This window comes from Moorella sp. E306M, assembly GCF_006538385.1.
Classification (GTDB): Bacteria; Bacillota; DSM-521; order Neomoorellales; family Neomoorellaceae; genus Neomoorella.
The window spans coordinates 1834519-1851887 of the sequence record NZ_BJKO01000001.1; the positions used below are offsets into that span (position 1 = coordinate 1834519).

General features: G+C 57.8%; 11 protein-coding genes. 8 read left to right on the forward strand and 3 right to left on the reverse strand.

The features are described 5' to 3' along the window. The first annotated feature begins 30 nt into the window (after positions 1 to 30). Positions 31 to 1254: a glycosyltransferase gene (locus FLZ89_RS09505; RefSeq protein ID WP_141262757.1), complete on the forward strand. Its 1224-nt coding sequence runs from the start codon at positions 31 to 33 to the stop codon at positions 1252 to 1254. A 70-nt stretch (positions 1255 to 1324) separates the two neighbouring features. Here FLZ89_RS09505 and asnB read toward each other — a convergent pair whose 3' ends face one another. The 3 genes from asnB to galT form a co-directional block, all read right to left on the reverse strand. After that, complete coding sequence (gene asnB / locus FLZ89_RS09510; protein ID WP_141262756.1) at positions 1325 to 3166, reverse strand: asparagine synthase (glutamine-hydrolyzing); 1842 nt, start codon at positions 3164 to 3166, stop codon at positions 1325 to 1327. Between the two features lie 232 nt (positions 3167 to 3398). Then, positions 3399 to 4862, reverse strand: a complete 1464-nt coding sequence (glgA, locus tag FLZ89_RS09515) for a glycogen synthase GlgA (protein WP_141262755.1) — start codon at positions 4860 to 4862, stop codon at positions 3399 to 3401. Further along, a complete protein-coding gene (gene galT, locus FLZ89_RS09520; RefSeq protein WP_141304868.1) occupies positions 4862 to 5878 on the reverse strand; it encodes a galactose-1-phosphate uridylyltransferase in 1017 nt (338 codons plus the stop codon). The genes glgA and galT overlap by 1 nt, the downstream gene beginning before the upstream one ends. 126 nt (positions 5879 to 6004) lie before the next feature. Between galT and FLZ89_RS09525 the strand changes: the two genes are divergently transcribed. The 7 genes from FLZ89_RS09525 to porA all read left to right on the forward strand — a co-directional run bounded on the left by FLZ89_RS09525 (position 6005) and on the right by porA (position 17366). Further along, the gene (locus FLZ89_RS09525) at positions 6005 to 7348 is read left to right on the forward strand and encodes a glycosyltransferase family 4 protein (protein WP_141304869.1); all 1344 of its coding nucleotides are present in this window, start codon (positions 6005 to 6007) and stop codon (positions 7346 to 7348) included. Between the two features lie 168 nt (positions 7349 to 7516). After that, positions 7517 to 9730 (forward strand): YcdB/YcdC domain-containing protein, encoded by a 2214-nt coding sequence (locus tag FLZ89_RS09530; protein WP_141304870.1) that lies wholly within the window; start codon positions 7517 to 7519, stop codon positions 9728 to 9730. A 259-nt stretch (positions 9731 to 9989) separates the two neighbouring features. After that, on the forward strand, positions 9990 to 12578 hold the full coding sequence (locus FLZ89_RS09535) for an S-layer homology domain-containing protein (RefSeq protein ID WP_141262751.1): 2589 nt from the start codon (positions 9990 to 9992) through the stop codon (positions 12576 to 12578). Between the two features lie 190 nt (positions 12579 to 12768). Beyond that, positions 12769 to 15231 (forward strand): sugar phosphate nucleotidyltransferase, encoded by a 2463-nt coding sequence (locus FLZ89_RS09540; RefSeq protein ID WP_141262750.1) that lies wholly within the window; start codon positions 12769 to 12771, stop codon positions 15229 to 15231. A 93-nt stretch (positions 15232 to 15324) separates the two neighbouring features. Beyond that, a complete protein-coding gene (locus tag FLZ89_RS09545; RefSeq protein WP_141304871.1) occupies positions 15325 to 15933 on the forward strand; it encodes a pyruvate ferredoxin oxidoreductase subunit gamma in 609 nt (202 codons plus the stop codon). Next, positions 15923 to 16213 (forward strand): 4Fe-4S binding protein, encoded by a 291-nt coding sequence (locus FLZ89_RS09550; protein ID WP_141304872.1) that lies wholly within the window; start codon positions 15923 to 15925, stop codon positions 16211 to 16213. Before FLZ89_RS09545 ends, FLZ89_RS09550 begins: the two co-directional genes overlap by 11 nt. Then, entirely contained in the window at positions 16191 to 17366 is a 1176-nt protein-coding gene (gene porA, locus FLZ89_RS09555) for a pyruvate ferredoxin oxidoreductase (RefSeq protein ID WP_141262747.1), read from the forward strand. The genes FLZ89_RS09550 and porA overlap by 23 nt, the downstream gene beginning before the upstream one ends. Positions 17367 to 17369: the final 3 nt, after the last annotated feature.

Genomic DNA, 17369 nt, shown 5'->3' on the forward strand with positions numbered 1-17369 from the left:
TTTAATACAGATAAAGGAAGGAAGTCCCAAATGCTTCGCCGTGTGAGCCTTAAAGATTATGAAAGCGTAACCGGAAGCGCCCTTATTGACGAAATCCGGTCCCTGGGAGAAAATTTACAGGGCTACAGTGTCTGGCATATCAACTCTACCACCATCGGTGGTGGGGTGGCAGAAATTTTAAGCTCACTGGTGCCTCTGATGGAGGAGGCAGGGCTGACCGTCAGTTGGAAGGTGCTTAGCGGTAGCCCGGAATTTTTCAATACTACCAAGCAATTTCATAATGGCATGCATGGCCAGCAGGTGAATGTCACCGGTGAGATGCTGGAGAGTTATCTCGCCACAGCACAAAAAAACAAAGACCTTGTGACGGGAGAGGCCGACCTGGTGGTAATCCATGACCAGCAGCCCCTGGGACTGACTACCTTCCGCGCTGAGAACAGCGGCCGGTGGCTCTGGTACTGTCACGTTGACCCGCGTTATGCCGTACCACCGGTCTGGTATTTTCTGGCGCCCATGATTGCCACCTGCGATGCAGCCGTATTTCACCTGCCGGAATACGCCCGCGACCTGCCGGTACTCCAGTACTTCATGCCCCCGGCTATCGACCCTCTATCTGACAAAAACAGGGATGTATCTCCCGCTGAATACGGGGCGGTGCTCGAGAAGCTGGGCATAGACCCGGCAGGCCCGCCAATAATCCTCCAGGTATCCCGTTTCGACCGGCTCAAGGATCCTACCGGTGTAATCGAGGCTTTTAAACTGGTAAGGGAAAATATGGCCTGCCGCCTGATCCTGGCCGGAGGTAGCGCCGATGACGACCCGGAGGGTGCTGCAGTCCTGGACGAGGTGCGGGCATCGGTTAAGGGCGACCCGGACATTACCGTACTTTCCTTGGACCCCGACGCTAACCTGGAAATAAACGTCTTACAGCGGCGCGCCGATGTGATAGTGCAAAAGTCGCTGCGTGAGGGTTTTGGTTTAACTGCCACCGAGGCCCTCTGGAAAGGCAAACCCCTGGTAGCCACCCCTACCGGCGGCCTGGCCCACCAAGTACTGGACGGCGAAACAGGACTGACTGCCCGGACGGCGGAAGAAATGGCCAAACAGGTCGAACGCCTGCTGCTCAACCCCGCCCTTGGAAGGCGTTTGGGCGCGGCCGGACGGGAGCACGTGCGCCAGCGCTTTATCCTGCCGGTGTATCTATACAATTGGCTAAGACTGATAAACTTGCTTGACGGGCGGCGCAATAGCTAGCTATTTTATCATCCCACAGCAGCCAGAGACCCCGGAGATTGCTCCTGGGCCTCTGGCTTTATTTTTTCCGCTAACGCACCGCCACCCGGTATTCCCGCAGCCAGGTGTCGACCTGGGCAAGATAAGCGAAAAGCTGGGGGGCGCTCATGAGCTGGCCGAACCAGGGCAGGTCGAAGGGCTCTTCCTTCTCCGCCAGGGCACGGACGGCCGGCACGTCGATAAAGGGCAGCAGGGGCGAACCGGGGTCGTTCAAAATCTTTAGCATCCAGGTGCGGACGGCCTCCAGGTAAGCCGGGTTGTAGGTCTTGGGGTAGGGGCTCTTGCGCCGCTGCAGGACCTCCTCCGGCAGTATCCCGCGTAAAGCCCGGCGTAAGATTCCCTTTTCCATCTGGCCCTGGAATTTCATCTCCCAGGGGATGTTCCAGACATACTCTACCAGGCGGTGGTCGCAGTAGGGCACCCGGACTTCCAGGCCCGCGGCCATGCTCATGCGGTCCTTGCGGTCCAGGAGTACCGGCATAAAACGGGTCAGGGTAAGGTAAGAAAATTCCCGCAACCGGGCGCTCCGGGGGTCCTCTCCCAGCAGGCGGGGTACTTCCTTCAGGGCCTCATGGTAGCGCCTGGCCACGTATTCCTCCGGCCGGACCATTGCTTTAAGTTCGGAGGAAAGGAGGCGTATCCTCTCCTGGCCGGCCCGCGTCCAGGGGAAAGTAGCCATGGCCATGGCCTTTTCGCTCCTGAACCAGGGGTAACCGCCGAAGACCTCGTCGGCAGCCTCGCCGGACAGGGCGACAGTGGCTTCTTTTTTAATTTCCCGGCTGAAGAGATACAGGGAAGAATCCACATCAGCCATCCCCGGCAGGTCCCGGGCGCGCATGGCCGCAGTCAGGGAGGCTACCAGTTCGGGGGTGTCGATAAAGACGTAGTGGTGCCTGGTACCCAGGTGGCGGGAAACCAAATCCACCCAAGGGGCGTCGCTATGGGGCTGGAAATGGCTGGGCCGGAAATAACGGTCATTGTCGACGTAGTCTACCGACCAGGTATGGATGGGCCCCAGCCCCCGCTCCTGAAAGGCCCGGGCGGCAAAGGCGGTAACAGCGCTGGAATCCAGCCCCCCGGAGAGCAGGGTGCAGACGGGCACGTCGGCTACCAGCTGCCGCTCCACCGTATCCTGTAAAAGCTCGCGGACCTTAGCAGTAGTTGTCTCCAGGTCATCCGGGTGGGGACGGCTTACCAGGCGCCAGTACTGGTGCTGGTGGATGCCCTGGCGGTCATATATCAGGTAGCAGCCGGGTTTCAATTCAGCTATGTTGCGAAATACTCCGTGTCCCGGCGTCCGGGCCGGCCCCAGGACAAAGACTTCGGCCAGCCCTTCGGCGTCCACCTCCGCTTCCACCGCCGGGTGCGCCAGCAGGGCTTTCAATTCCGAACCGAAGAGGAAGGCACTGCCCCTTTGCGTATAAAAGAGGGGTTTGACGCCCAGGCGGTCCCGGGCCAGGAACAGGCATTGCCTGGAATCATCCCAGATGGCAAAGGCAAAGATGCCATTGAAACGCTCGACGCAGGCCGGCCCCCATTCCATATAGGCCGTCAGCAGCGCTTCCGTATCTGAGTGCCCCTGGAAGGTATAGCCCCGCGCTTCCAGCTCCCGGTGCAGGTCGGGTGTGTTGTAGAGTTCACCGTTATAGGATATGACAAAGGTTTGGCTGCCGCGGCGGCGTACCATGGGCTGGCCGCCGCCGGCAGGATCAACGACAATCAGGCGGCGGTGGCCCAGGGCCGCCCGGGAGGAAAGCCATACCCCGGAGGCATCCGGCCCGCGGCAGGCCAGGGTGGCCGTCATGGCCTCCAGGACAGACTGTTGCCGGGTCAGATCCACCTCCCAGTCCACCCAGCCGGTGATTCCACACATAAATAAATCCCTCCCCAGCAGGCTGTTAAAAACGCCCTTAAATTGAAACCCTTCCTCTGGACGCCGTTGCCCACCGGGGTCACGGCCTTGCAACCCCAAACGGGTTCCATGATGATCTTATGCAGGGAGGGGGAAAAAGTGCGGGAAAAATATCTGCCCGGGAACTGATCCCGGGCAGGCGGAGCTGATATTTCCCCGGCGTTTGCAACGTAAGCGCCGGTAATAGTTCTCCTTACCCCACTTTAACCTGGGTAGCCATCCTCTTCTGGAGGGCTTCCCGGTACATATCTTCGTATTGACCGGCCGAGGCGTTCCAGGAAAAGTCGGCGGCCATGCCCCGCCGGACCAGATTACGCCACTCCTCCGGCTCGTTCCGGTAAACGTGGAGGGCGCGATTAATGGTATCCAGGAGGGCCTGGGGCTGGTAATCGCGGAAGGAAAAGCCATTGCCGCTTCCCGGGTACTGGTGGAAGTCCTTGATGGTATCCTCCAGGCCGCCCGTGGCCCGGACCACCGGTACGGTGCCGTAGCGCAGGCTGATCATCTGGCCCAGGCCGCAGGGTTCAAAGCGTGAGGGCATGAGGAAGATATCGCAGCCGGCATAAATCCGCTGGGCGAGTACCGGGTCAAAGCCGATTTTGACGGCCATTTTATCCCGGTATTTGACCTTGTAACGGGAGAAAAGCTGCTGGTAATAATCCTCGCCGCTACCCAGGAGGACGAACTGCAGGTCCTGCTGCAGCAGAGGGTCGAGAATGGCGGCCAGCAGATCCAGCCCTTTTTGATTAACCAGGCGGGAAATGAGGCCCAGGAGGGGTACATCCTTGACCGGCAGTTCCATTTCCCTTTGCAGGGCCGCCTTGTTTTCTTTTTTCTTTTCAAGGTGCTCGGCGTCGTAATTGACGGCCAGGCGCCGGTCAGTGGCCGGGTTGAACTCCTGGTAGTCAATGCCGTTCAAAATTCCCCGTAGATCTGCGGCGCGTTTCCTTAACAGGCCGTCCAGGCGCTCCCCGTATTCGGGGGTCTGGATTTCCAGGGCGTATTTCTTGCTGACGGTGTTGATTAAATCAGCGTACAGGATCCCGGCCTTCATGAAACTGACCTGGCCGTAAAACTCCAGGCGCTCGGGGGTAAAAAATTCTTCACCCAGGGCCATAATCTTCAAGGTTTGGCGGGGGAAGGTCCCCTGGTACTGGAGGTTGTGGATGGTGTAGATGGTTGCCGTTTGCCGGTAAAAGGGGTTATCCTCGTGCTTGACTTTGAGGAAAAGGGGGATGGGGCCCGTCTGCCAGTCATTGCAATGGATAATATCCGGCTGGAACTCCAACCAGGGCAGCATGGACAGGACGGCCTTGCAGAAAAAATTAAAACGGGCCGCGTCGTCGGCATAGCAGTACATACCGTCCCGCCAGAAAAACTTGTAATTATCAATGAGATAGACCGGCACGGGTGGATCCCCTGCCAGCTGCGCCCGGCGGATAATGGCCGTCTCCAAGCTGCCATCCATTTCCACGGGCAGGTCGGTGAGGTAATCGACATTCTTTACCTGGCGGTAACGGGGCATAGCCACCCGCACTTCATGTCCCCGGGCGGCCAGGGCTTTGGGAAGGCTGCCGGCCACGTCGGCCAGGCCCCCGGTCTTGGCCAGGGGGGCTACTTCAGGCGAGACAAACAGGATTTTTAAGGGTTCAGGCATTAACCTTCCTCCTCGGCGTTTATGTTTACTTCACTCAGCGACTGGGCCGCGATTTCCGGCGGTGTGGGATTGATGTACATATCCGTCCCCCACTCAAAGCCGGCAACAATGGTCAGCCTGGGTAGGAGTTGGAAGTGCCAGTGGTAGATACTCTCCTCCTGGCGCAGGGGCGCCGTATGCAGGACCAGGTTAAAGGGCGGGTCATTAGCGGCCTGTTTCAACCGGCTTAAGGTATCCTGGAGGATGGTGGCCAGTTGTTCCAGCTGTTCGTCTTTGCAGGCGCCGAAACTTGCCTGGTGCCGCCGGGGCATGATCCACATTTCCATGGGGAAACGGGAGGCAAAGGGGCAGAAGGCCAGGAATTCTTTATTAAAGGCGACTACCCTGGCTCCTGTTTCTAGTTCCGTTTCCATAAGATCACAGAAAAGGCAGCTTTCTTTTTCCTGCCAGTAGTCTTTAATCCTGGCCATTTCCTGGTTAACGGCAGCGGGCACCAGGGGGGTGGCAATAAGCTGACTGTGGGGGTGTTCCAGAGAAGCCCCGGCGGTAGGGCCGTGGTTTTTAAAGAGCTGGATGTATTGCAGCCTTTTGTCCTGCTTAAGCTGCAGGTAACGCTGTCGCCAGGCCTTGAGAACCTGGACGGCATGCTCGGGTGCCAGATCGGCGAATAAGGTATCATGATCGGGACCCTCGATGATAACCTCATGCACACCGGTAGCGGACATAGTCCGGTACATCCCTTTACTTTCGCTGGATACTTCCCCGTCGGCCACCAGGGCGGCAAACTTGTTGGGCACCACCCGTACCTGCCAGCCTGGGGTATCGGGTTCAGTATTGGCGTCACGAAAGGCCAGCACCTCCGGCGGTGTTTCCTTTTCGTGGCCGGGACAGAAAGGGCAGCTGGCGTTACCCTTCTTTTCTTTATGAAGAGGCTTGAAGTCCGAAGGACGTTTGGCGCGTTCGGTGGCAATTATTACCCAGCGCTCGCTAACTGGGTCCTGGCGTAATTCGGGCATACTGGAACCTCCAAATCATCAACTTGCTACTAGGTTTTATCTATCCAAGGTAAATTATGCGGTATAAGATTGGTCGAGACTGCCAAAATAAATTCAAGGTAGAAATTTAATGAAGGTGATAGATTAATGCGTATCCTGATGCTTTCCTGGGAATATCCGCCCCAGAGTGTCGGTGGCCTGGCCCGGCATGTTGAGGACCTGGCTATTTCCTTGGCGCGATTGCGCCATGATGTACATGTACTTACTATCGGCCGCCCGGGGCAGGCTACTGAAAGCCGGGAGAACGGCTTAACCGTCCACCGGGTGGAAGCCTACCCCGTTCATGCCCCCGATTTTCTCATCTGGGTGCTGCAGCTCAATGCCCGCTTCCTGGAAGAAGCCATGATCATCATGCGCAAATACGGTCCTTTCCAGATTATCCATGCCCATGACTGGCTGGTGGCCTTTACCGGCCGGGCTTTAAAACACGCCCACCGCTTGCCCCTCATTGCCACTATTCATGCTACCGAAGCCGGTCGGAATCGCGGCTTATATAATGACATGCAGCGCTACATTAACAACGTTGAATGGTGGCTGACCTACGAGGCCTGGCGGGTAATCGTCTGCAGCCAGCATATGCGCCAGGAAGTCCAGGGATTATTCCAGCTGCCGGCCGATAAAATTACTATTATCCCCAACGGGGTTTACAGCCAGAATTTCCGGACCGGGGCCGTTGACCCAACGGTGCGGCAGCGTTATGCCGCCCCCCATGAAAAGATTATCTTCTTCGTGGGCCGCCTGGTAATCGAAAAGGGGGTCCAGGTCCTCCTGGAAGCTATGCCCAAGATCTTATCCGCGTGCCCGGAGGCCAAGCTGGTAGTGGCCGGCCAGGGGCCCATGGAAGGCCAACTCCAGAACCGGGCCCGGGAGCTCGGCATCAGCCACAAGGTTTATTTTGCCGGCTACATTGACGATCATACCCGTAACCAGCTCTACCGGGCCGCCAGGGTGGCGGTGTTTCCCAGCCTCTATGAGCCCTTTGGCATTGTGGCTTTGGAGGCCATGGCGGCCGGGACACCGGTGGTGGCCAGCGAGACGGGGGGCCTAACGGAGATCATCACCCATGGCGTTGACGGTATGCGCGCCTTCCCAGGCAATGCCGTTTCCCTGGCCGATAACATTCTGGCAGTTTTAAGGGATGACGCCCTGGCGGAGAGATTGAGAACCAACGGTCATCGCCTGGTAAAGGATGTTTATGATTGGGAAAATATTGCCCGCCGGACGGTCGATGTTTACCAGGAGGTTTACAGCCAGTACCGGCGCACCTCCTGGCCAGAGCGGCCTTCAGTGGTCGCCCGCTTCTGGCGCTTTACACCCTCTACGGCGGCAGAACCGCCCCGGGAACAGCCGTTACCCCTGGTAGGTCGCTATGACCTGCCCCAGCGCCGGGCCGCCCTTGTGAACCAGCGCCGAGGTAGGGGGGAAGGGTAAAGTTCTGCAAATGGGAACTTTTTCCCTTGCCCTACGTCTATATAATCAGGAAGGACGGAATCACCGGGGGAGGGAAACCGGGGAAGGGGGAAATGCCTATGACCTAAAGGGACATATAAATTTAACCCTAAGACGTATACCAAGAAGGAGCTAAAGGAGGAAGAGCAGGTGGTAACAATTTGGCAACGCTTGCTGGCCTGGGGCCTGGTGGTCCTGTTGCTGGTGTCCTTCTTTCCCGCCATAGCCGTGGCGAGGGATACACCAGCTGTTTCTCTGGAAGAGGCTATTCGCACGGTTAAAGACAACTTTAATATTCCTAAAGAGTATAACATTTTTACCTCTAGTTACAACAGCTACGATAACCGCCAGACCTGGTCCCTGCACTGGAATGCTCCCGGCGAGCCGGGTGGCAGTTTTAACGCCGATGTGGATGCCAGGACAGGTGAAATCTTAAATATGAATACCTGGAAACCGGAAAAACGGTCCGAACCGGGCCTGCGGCTGCCGGCTATTTCCGCCGCCGAGGCCCGCCAGGTGGCGGTTGAACTGTTAAACCGCCTGGCTGCCAGGCATATCCAGGAACTGCAACCGCTGCCCGATGAGAATTCGCCCCTTTCCTTAACCGGTTATGGACCGGTTACCTATACCTTCCGCTGGCAGCGGGTAGTCAATGGCATTCCCTTCCCGGCCAATGGCGTGACCATAACCGTCCGCGGCGATAACGGTCAGGTAACGAACTACAACCTCAACTGGACGAAAGCCGATTTCCCTGCGGCTACAAATGCCATTTCTCCGGAAAAGGCGCGGCAGGTATTTGCCAGCACCGGCATGCTGGAACTGCAGTATTACCTGCAACCCCCTGTCAGGCCCCTGGCCGCCGGGGAGAAACGCCCGGTGCTGCTAGTTTACCGGCTCAGCCATCCTTCCCGAGGGTTGATTGATGCCCTGAGCGGCAAACCACTAGATTTGGGAAACGGCGGGTGGTTTGATAAAGGCGGCGCCGGGGGGATGGGAGATGCTTCTCTGGAGATGGCCCGTAAGGCCGCGGCTTTACTGGATGGCATCCAGTCCAAACCCTTAAGCCCTGAAGAAATGAAGGAAATCGAAAAAACGGCCAAATTGATCAGCCAGGAAGAAGCTATTGCCGCCGTTAAGAAGTGGGTGGATATCCCGGCCGGCCTTACCTTACACAGCGCCAACCTCTACGCCGACTGGCAGGACCCGGAAATCCGCAGCTGGAATCTGAGCTGGAGCAGCGATAAACCCGAGCCGGGAAAACCCGGTTATATGAGCGCCAGGGTCAATGCCAGCAATGGCGAACTGCTGGGATTTGACCTGCCCTCTGCCCCCTCCGGCAATGACAGGGACGGCAAACTGGACCGCAAAGCAGCGCAGCGCCTGGTCGAGGACTTCCTGCAAAAGGTACAACCGCAACGCTTCAAGGAAGTACAGCTGGATTATAGCAGCCGACCCGTGTGGGAGCCGGTAATCATGGAGGACGGCAAGAACCCGGCAGTCCAGTACTTTTACTACCACCGCCTGGTCAACGGCATCCCCTTCCCCGGCAACGGCATCAACGTGACGGTGGACGCGGTGGCCGGGCGCATCACCAACTACAACCTTAACTGGGGCAATTTTGATTTTCCGGCGGCCGCGAAAATCATCGATAGGCAGCAGGCAGTAGAAACCTTCCTGAAAAACCGCCCCCTGACCCTGAGCTATACCCGCATCTACAGCCCGGGCGGTCCGAGTCAGGGTGAGATACGTTTGGTCTACCAGCCCCTGGGTGATTCCAGCAGTGCCGCCTCGGACATGATGGATGCCAGGACCGGTCAATTCCTTGATTGGGAGGGCAAACCTATTGCCCAGCAACCCCGGCCCTACCGTTTTAACGATATAGCGGGCAATTTTGCCGAAAAGGAAATCAACCTCCTGGGCCAGGCCGGGCTTTTCGGGGAATACGGCGACGCTTTCCGTCCTGATGAAAACATCACTGTTGTTTCTATGCTGCGGGCGATGTTTATGGCCAGGAACGGCGTCTGGGGATATAAAGACATGAAGGATGAGGAGATTCTGAAGCGGGCCCGGGATGAGAAGTGGCTGCAGGAAGACCTGCAGGCCGGAGCTACCGTCAGCCGGGAACTTCTGGCGAAGTTCTTGATCCGCTTTTTAAACCTGGAGCGCGCCGCCCGGGTGGAGGGGATCTATAAGGTTCCTTACAGCGATGCTGCGTCCTTAAGACCCGGTTCCCTGGGCTATGTGGCCCTGGCGTGGGGCTTGGGTATACTGAAGGCCAATGGCTCTACCTTCGAACCGGAGCATACTGTGACCAGGGCCGAAGCCGCTGCCGCCCTGGTACGGTCCCTGCAGGCAAATCAGTAAATACTATTCTTTTAGACTGGTAGCCGGGCGCTCCATAGAGAATCACGGGCTTTAATGACATTCGGGGCGGGGCAGGGGATACGACGCGGCCGGCCCTTGAGTTAAACCTGCCCTGCTCCTTTTTTTATATGCCAGATCTGTAAAAAGCTCCGGTAAGCATTCCTGTTTTGTTTTACCGGCCTCATCAGGAGGGAGGAATTGCAAAGAGGATGTCGAAATACACCTAAGCAGAATTTACCAGGGAGAGGGGCCTGCCATAATGCAAAAACGTCACGGGGTTCGACGTTTTTTCGTTACTTTTAGTTTGTTCCTGATAATTATTTCGCTCAGCCACCCGGCCCTGGCGGCTACAAGCTTTCTGGACGTTACCGACGCCCACTGGGCGGCAAGGTATATTAGCAGGATGAATGCCATGGGGATAGTCGGCGGTTATACGGACGGTACTTTCCGGCCAGACCAGGCTGTCACCGAGTTGGAGGCAGTGCTTATGGCCATCCGGTGCATGGGGGGTAATGCCAGCTCTGCGGCCACGGTTCCCTTTGTAGTTCCAGACTGGGCCAGGCAGGATGTAGCCCGGGCCCTGGACCTGGGCCTGCTTAAAAGCTACGAAGACTTCTATCCCGAGGCTGCCGCCACCCGAGCCTGGGTGACTAGGTTGCTGGTACGCATGATTGGCAAGGAAGAGGAAGCCATAAATAGCTACGAGCTCCCTGCTTTTACGGACAGCTACTTGATTCCGTCTTGGGCCACCGGCTATGTGCAGGTAGCGCAAGCCAGTAAACTGGTGAGCGGTTATCCGGATAACACCTTCCGCCCCGACGCGGCCGTGACCAGGGCGGAAATGGCGACCTTTCTGGGGCGGGCGCAGGATATGCTGCCGGATTCTGGCGGGCTTATTAAAGGCAGGGTGCTGGAAGTAAGTTTGAACCAGCTGACCATTAGCACCTCTGACGGGAAAACGCGCACCTTCCAGGTTACCTATGATTTACCGGCCTACGATGAGAGTGGGCCCATTTCCCTCCTGGCCTTGCAGCGCCTGGACAAGGTTTCCCTGGTAACCGACGGTGATAGGGTAAAATACCTGGAAAAACTGCCCGCCGAACCGGTCGGCGCTGTGGTGAACGGGAGCATCCGCAAGGTCTACCAGGAAATGCGGGCTTTAGTGGTGGAAGTGGCCGGTGGTGAATATCGCACCTTTTATCTGCCTGCTGACGGCGATATCCCGGTGAGTGGGGCCGGCGCCGGGGGAGTGGCGGCCCTCCAGCCCGGTGACGAAGTGGAGATTATCCTGGATGCGGCCAATTACGTGACGAGCATTACGGTAATTTCCCGCCAGCAGAGAGACATTAATGAAGGCATCGTCTACGACCTGGACCCGGATGCCAAGCTGATTACCCTGCAGGCCGACAGCGGCAGCCTTGTCTCCTATCGCCTGGCGGATGAGGTAAATGTGGTCATGGAGGGACAGCGTTTCCCGGCGGTGAAGGACATTCACCAGGGTGACCGGGTACGGCTGACGGTAGAAAACTACGCTGTTACAACCATTGAAGTACTGGAGGTATACTCGCTCCTGGATGTTACCGGGACAGTGATAACAGTTGCACCTGCCGACGGCGTCCTGACCTTGCAGGTGGAGGGTCAGCCCAGGGCTTTTTGGGTCGCTGATGATGCCAGAGCCGTCCTGGCGGAAGTAGTCAGTGGCGACCAGGTACAGGCCCGGGTGGAGAAGGGAGTTATAACCGGGCTGGAGATTAAAGGTCGCCGGATTGAGGATAGGCTTACCGGTACCGTGGTGGGTATAGACACTGGTAACAGGATATTGACCCTGATGGATGAAAAAAATACCCTCCAGGCGTATAAAGTAAAAGACAATGCCCGCATAGTTATCGACGGCGAAGACGGGACTTTAAGCGCTGTTAAAAAGGACATGCAGGCCACTATCCGGTTGCTCGATCAGGAAATAATCTTTTTAGAAGTGGACAATTCCCGGGCCGGTACGGTCGTTTCCCTGGATGATACCGGCCTGCTCCTGGTGCTCCAGGATGAGGCCGGCCAACGGGAAACCTATGTTCTTGCTAAAAACGTCGATGTGGAGAGCAGGGATGACCGTGACGAGCTGGATGAAATCAGGCGCGGTGATTTTGTCGAGATTACCCTGGACGGCGACACCGTTACCGATATAATGCTGCGCACAGAATTAATCCTGCGCGTTGAAGATATCCGGGAATACTGGGACCGTATTGATGCTGAGGATGAAGACGGCGACACTTACAAGCTCTATATCCGCGATGGGGTAGAGCTGGTGGTACCGGGTGTTGATTACCCGGATGTAGAAGACGTTCGCGAGGGCGATACGGTCAGGGCCACCTACATGGGCGAGGACTTGAAAAAGGTGGAGGTCTTGCAACCGCAGCGTGGGAAGGTCACGGCAGTTAACACCTATACCCGCACCGTTGCCCTGACCTGTTTCGACGGCACTACCGCTACCCTGGAGTTCCGCGAGGGAAGCGAAGTCATTGCCGGCAGCAAAAAGTATGACAGCCTGAGCAGACTTGCTGTGGGTGATCGTGTAGAAGTGGTGGAGAACGTTAAGGGCGGTTATACTTTCAAAGTGATGCAGGAGGTAGCCGGCACCCTGGTCGCCGACGTAGATGTCTATCTCTTACACGAAGACGGTCTTACCCTGCAACCGGCCAGCAGTCCCTGGCGCCAGGAATCCTATGATGTCGCTGAGTATGTATATGTACATGAGGCTGGGAGCTCTGTATCCGCAAGCAACCTGAAAAAAGGCCGGCAGGTGCAGGTATACCTGCTGGATGATGTGGTGTATGAAATAGAAGTGTTATAAGGGCATAAAGTAGAGGTATAAAGCGAGGGTCGCCCGTGGGGGCGACCTTTTTGTTACGGGCACTGTCTGCGGTATAAGAGCTTACCAGCTTTGCAATAGCACATCTGGAAAAAGGCTGCCGGGAATTTTTTACGGGGAGAAGGGGTAAAATGCTAAAAAGTGCTAATCTGGATCTTGCAGGAGGTTAGATATGAAAGCGATTATCATGGCCGGCGGGGAGGGGTCGAGGCTCAGGCCCCTGACCTGCAAGCGGCCCAAACCCCTGGTGCCGGTGGCCAACCGGCCGGTAATGGAATACTGCCTAGACCTGTTACGTGACCTGGGTATCAAAGAAGTAGGGGTGACCCTGCAGTACCTGCCGGCATTGATCCAGGAATACTTCGGTGACGGTAGTGACTTTGGCCTGCACCTTCATTATTTTGTAGAGGATAAGCCCCTGGGTACCGCCGGCAGCGTTAAAAACGCGGCTTCCTTTTTAGATGAAACCTTTGTGGTGGTAAGCGGTGACGCCCTGACGGATTTTGACCTGCGGCCCGCTATTGCCCGGCACAAGGAAAGCGGCGCCCTGGCCACCCTGGTGCTGGCGACAGTTGACAACCCCCTGGAGTACGGGGTGGTGATTACCAATCCGGACGGCAGTATCCGCTCCTTCCTGGAAAAGCCCAGCTGGGGCGAGGTTTTCAGCGACCGGGTCAATACCGGGATCTATATCCTGGAGCCTGAGGTCCTGGAACTGGTGCCGGAGGGGCAATCCTTTGATTTCAGCAAAGATCTTTTCCCCCGGCTGCTAAAGGAAAAACGGCCCCTTTTTGGGGTGACCCTCTCCGGCTACTGGTGCGATATTGGTAATTTGACGCAATACAGGCAGGCCCAGGAGGATATCTTGAGCGGTAAAGTTAAAGTCCGGGTGGTGGGTGAAGACCGGGGTAAGGGTGTGGTGGCCGGCGCAGAGGTGGAGATTGATCCCACGGCCAGGATTGAAGGTCCGGTTCTGATAGGCAGCTATTGCCGTATCGGCCCCGGGGCTGCGGTCGGGCCTTTTACCGTCCTGGGGCCATACACCCGGGTGGAAGAAGGGGCCAGCGTCAAGCGGTCGACCCTATGGGATAATGTGTATGTCGGGCAAGGGGCAGGCTTAAGGGGGGCAGTGGTCTGCAGCCGGGCCAGCCTGCAGCGGCAGGTGCGGATTTATGAAGGCGCGGTTATCGGCGACGGCAGCCGGGTAGACACCGGAGCCGAGGTGCGGCCGGAGGTAAAGATCTGGCCTGAGAAAATTTTAAGCCGGGAGACGGTGGTGCATGAAAGCCTCATCTGGGGCCAGGGAACGGGCCGGCCCCTCTTTGTTGGCAGCCAGGCACCGGGCTATTTAAAAGGAGATTTAACTCCTTTCCAGGTTACCCGCATGGGGCTGGCCTATGGTGCCAGTTTTAAACCGGGAGCCCTGGTGGGCCTGAGCACCTTTGCCGGCGGAGCCGGGGAAATGCTCTTCAAGGCTATGGCCGCCGGCCTGATGGCTGCTGGGGTCAAGGTGGCCGACCTGGGCCGGTTACCAACCCCGGTCCATCGTTTTGCCGTCCGTACTTTAAGGCTGGCCGGTGGCTGTCATCTTAAACAGGATGCTACCAACCGGGATAAGATCTGGTTGCACCTGGTCAATGAGCGCGGTCACGATTTAGCCCCCGGAGCGGTGCGTAAAATTGAAAACTTGTACTGGCGGGAAGACGGCCGCCAGGTGAAAGAGGTACAGGCCACTACCTATTTCCCGGCCCTGAAGGAAACTTACCGTGATTGGTTATTGTCGACCCTGGGGGACGAAGGGATAAAAAGTAGGCCGGTACGGATAGCCCTGGGGTGCCAGGGAGAAATAGCCGCCCTGGCCAGTGAAGTTTTACAGCGGGCCGGGGCCGAAGTGGTCCGGCTGGATTTCGATCCTGCCAAGAGCTGGGGGGCCATACAGGAGGATATACCCTTTTTCGCTTCAGAAATCGAGCGCTATGGAGCAGTCCTGGGAGCAGCCATTGACCAGAATGGTGAGGAATTAATCCTTTTTACCGGCGAGGGCCGCCGGTTAACACCCTCCCAGCAGCAGGCCCTTCTGGCCCGGGTCTACCTGGAGGCAAACCGGGGGGCAATACTGGTCCTGCCGGTGACAGCTTCCAAGGCAGCGGAACTGGTGGCCGGGTACATGGGGGGAATGATAGAGCGGGTGAAGAGCCATCCCGGTATCCACCAGGAAGCCATGGCCCGGGTGGATGGAGAAGCCGCCCTGGCGCAGCAGCACCTGCAACTGGATGCCCTGGGAGCCCTCCTTTATATCCTGGACTGGCTGGCCCGGCGGGATGAGAGCCTGGCTGAAGCGGTGGCCGGCCTGCCCGCCATCCATACCGTCACCCGGACCGTACCCTGCCCATGGGAAGCCAAGGGCCGGGTTATGCGGACCTTGATCAGCGAGGAACCGGCCGAAAGGGTGGAACTGCTGGACGGAGTCCAGATACGCCATAAAGATGGCTGGTCCCTGGTATTCCCCGACGGGGAAACACCCCATTACCGCATTTACAGCGAAGCTTTTTCCCAGGAGATGGCTGAAGAGCTGGCCGGTTTTTATGAGCAGCGCTTAAGGGAATTAATCGCCCGGGAGAAGGATTGGGAGTAAGGGCCACCTGACCAAGGTGGTCTTTTTTATTGACAAATATTACTTGCTACTGATATTACCTGGTGGTAGAATATAAAGGTAGGGGGTAGAAAAATGTTACAGATTCGCTGGCATGGTCGTGGCGGCCAGGGCGCCGTTACTGCGGCGCGCATCTTTGGCCTGGCGGCAGCCGTCTATGGGGACTGGTATGCCCAGTCTTTTCCTTCCTTTGGCACGGAACGGCGGGGAGCGCCGGTGACGGCCTTTACCCGCCTGGATGACCGGCCTATTCGCGACCGCAGCCAGATCTATAACCCTGATTATGTGGTGGTACTGGATGCCACCTTGCTGGAGAGCACTGATGTTTTTGCCGGTCTGGCAACCGGGGGGACGGTCCTCATCAATGCCGACCGGGAGAAGGCGGCTGTACGGGCGTTGGACCGCGCCCAGGTCTATTACCTTGACGCCACCCGCCTGGCCCGGGAGGTCCTGGGCGTTCCAATAGTCAATACAACCATGGTGGCAGCCCTGGCCGGGGCGACCGGCCTCCTCTCCCTGGAGGCGGTAGAAAAAGCCATCGCTGCCGTCCTGCCACAAGGGCTGGCTGCCCAAAACATTGCCGTGGCCCGGCAAGCCTATGATCTGGCAAAGGTTCTCGGCGGTAAGGAGGCAATAGCCAGTGGCAGCCGGGTTAAGAGGGAGGCGTTAGTGAGTGCTGACTGAAGGTGATTTAAGGAAGGGGCCCAACCTGGCAACACCCTTATTGAGTACGACTACCGGTTCCTGGCGATTGGTGCGGCCGGTTCTAAATCCCGAACGCTGTAATAATTGCCTCACCTGCTGGCTCTTTTGCCCGGAAGGCTGCTTTACCAGGGGCGAAAGGATAGTTAGCCTTAATCTAGATTTTTGCAAGGGTTGTGGCATCTGTGTGGCCGAGTGCCCGCGGGAAGCCCTGGCCCTGGTGGAAGAAGGTAGTAACGATGCGCGCGTATCTCAACGGTAACGAGGCGGTAGCGGCGGCCGTGAAGCTCGCCCGGACGGAAGTGGTGGCCGCCTATCCCATTACTCCCCAGTCGACCATTGTGGAGAAAATAGCAGAATACATAGCCGGCGGTTCCATGGAAGCGGACTATATAAGGGTAGAATCCGAACATGCCGCCCTGGCGGCCTGCTACGGGGCGGCGGTTACGGGAACGCGGGTCTTTACGGCCACCTCTTCCCAGGGGCTGGCCTACATGTTTGAAATGCTCCATTATGTCAGCGGCTGCCGCGTACCCATGGTCATGGCTGTGGCCAACCGCGGCCTGGCGGCTCCCTGGACCATCTGGGCCGATCACCAGGACGCCATTGCCTGCCGCGATACGGGCTGGATCCAGCTCTACGTGGAAACGGCCCAGGAAGCCCTGGACACCTGCCTGCAGGCCTATAAAATTGCGGCCCATCCGGAGGTGCTGACGCCGGTTATGGTCTGCCTGGACGGCTATGTCCTGTCCCATACGGAAGAAATTGTGGACTTACCGGACCAGGAGGCCGTGGACCGCTTCCTGCCGCCATACCGGCCGGAGTATAGCGTGGACACGCAGCGGCCCTATGTCTTTGGCGTTGGCGCGGGGCCGGACCTGTATCCTGCCTTTAAGTATTTCCAGCAGCAGGCCATGCTGAAAGCGAAAGAGGTTATTAAAGAAGTAGACCGGGAGTTTCAGGCCCACTTCCAGCGCAGCTACGGCGGCCTGGTGGACCCTTATTGCTGTAATGACGCTGAGGTGGTGCTGGTCGTCATGGGCGCCACCGCCGGAACGGCCCGGGAAGTGGTGGACTGTTTACGCCGGCAGGGCGAAGCGGTAGGCCTCTTGCGCCTGCGGAGTTTCCGGCCTTTCCCGGTGGAAGACCTCCAGGCGGCCCTCGCCAGAGCCAGGGTGGTGGCCGTTCTGGACCGCGACTGCTCTTTCGGTTATGAAGGGGTGCTGGCCACGGAAGTAAAGGCGGCCCTGGCTGATCTACCGGCACAGCCGCAGGTGGCTGGCTTCATCGGCGGCCTGGGCGGCCGCGATATCAGCCAGGAGGAACTGGCAGGTATTTTCCGCCATTGCCTGGAGGCGGTACGGCGCCAGGACAGGGGTGAAGAACAGGTTGTTAGTGGCGGCTGGCAGAAGTAAAAG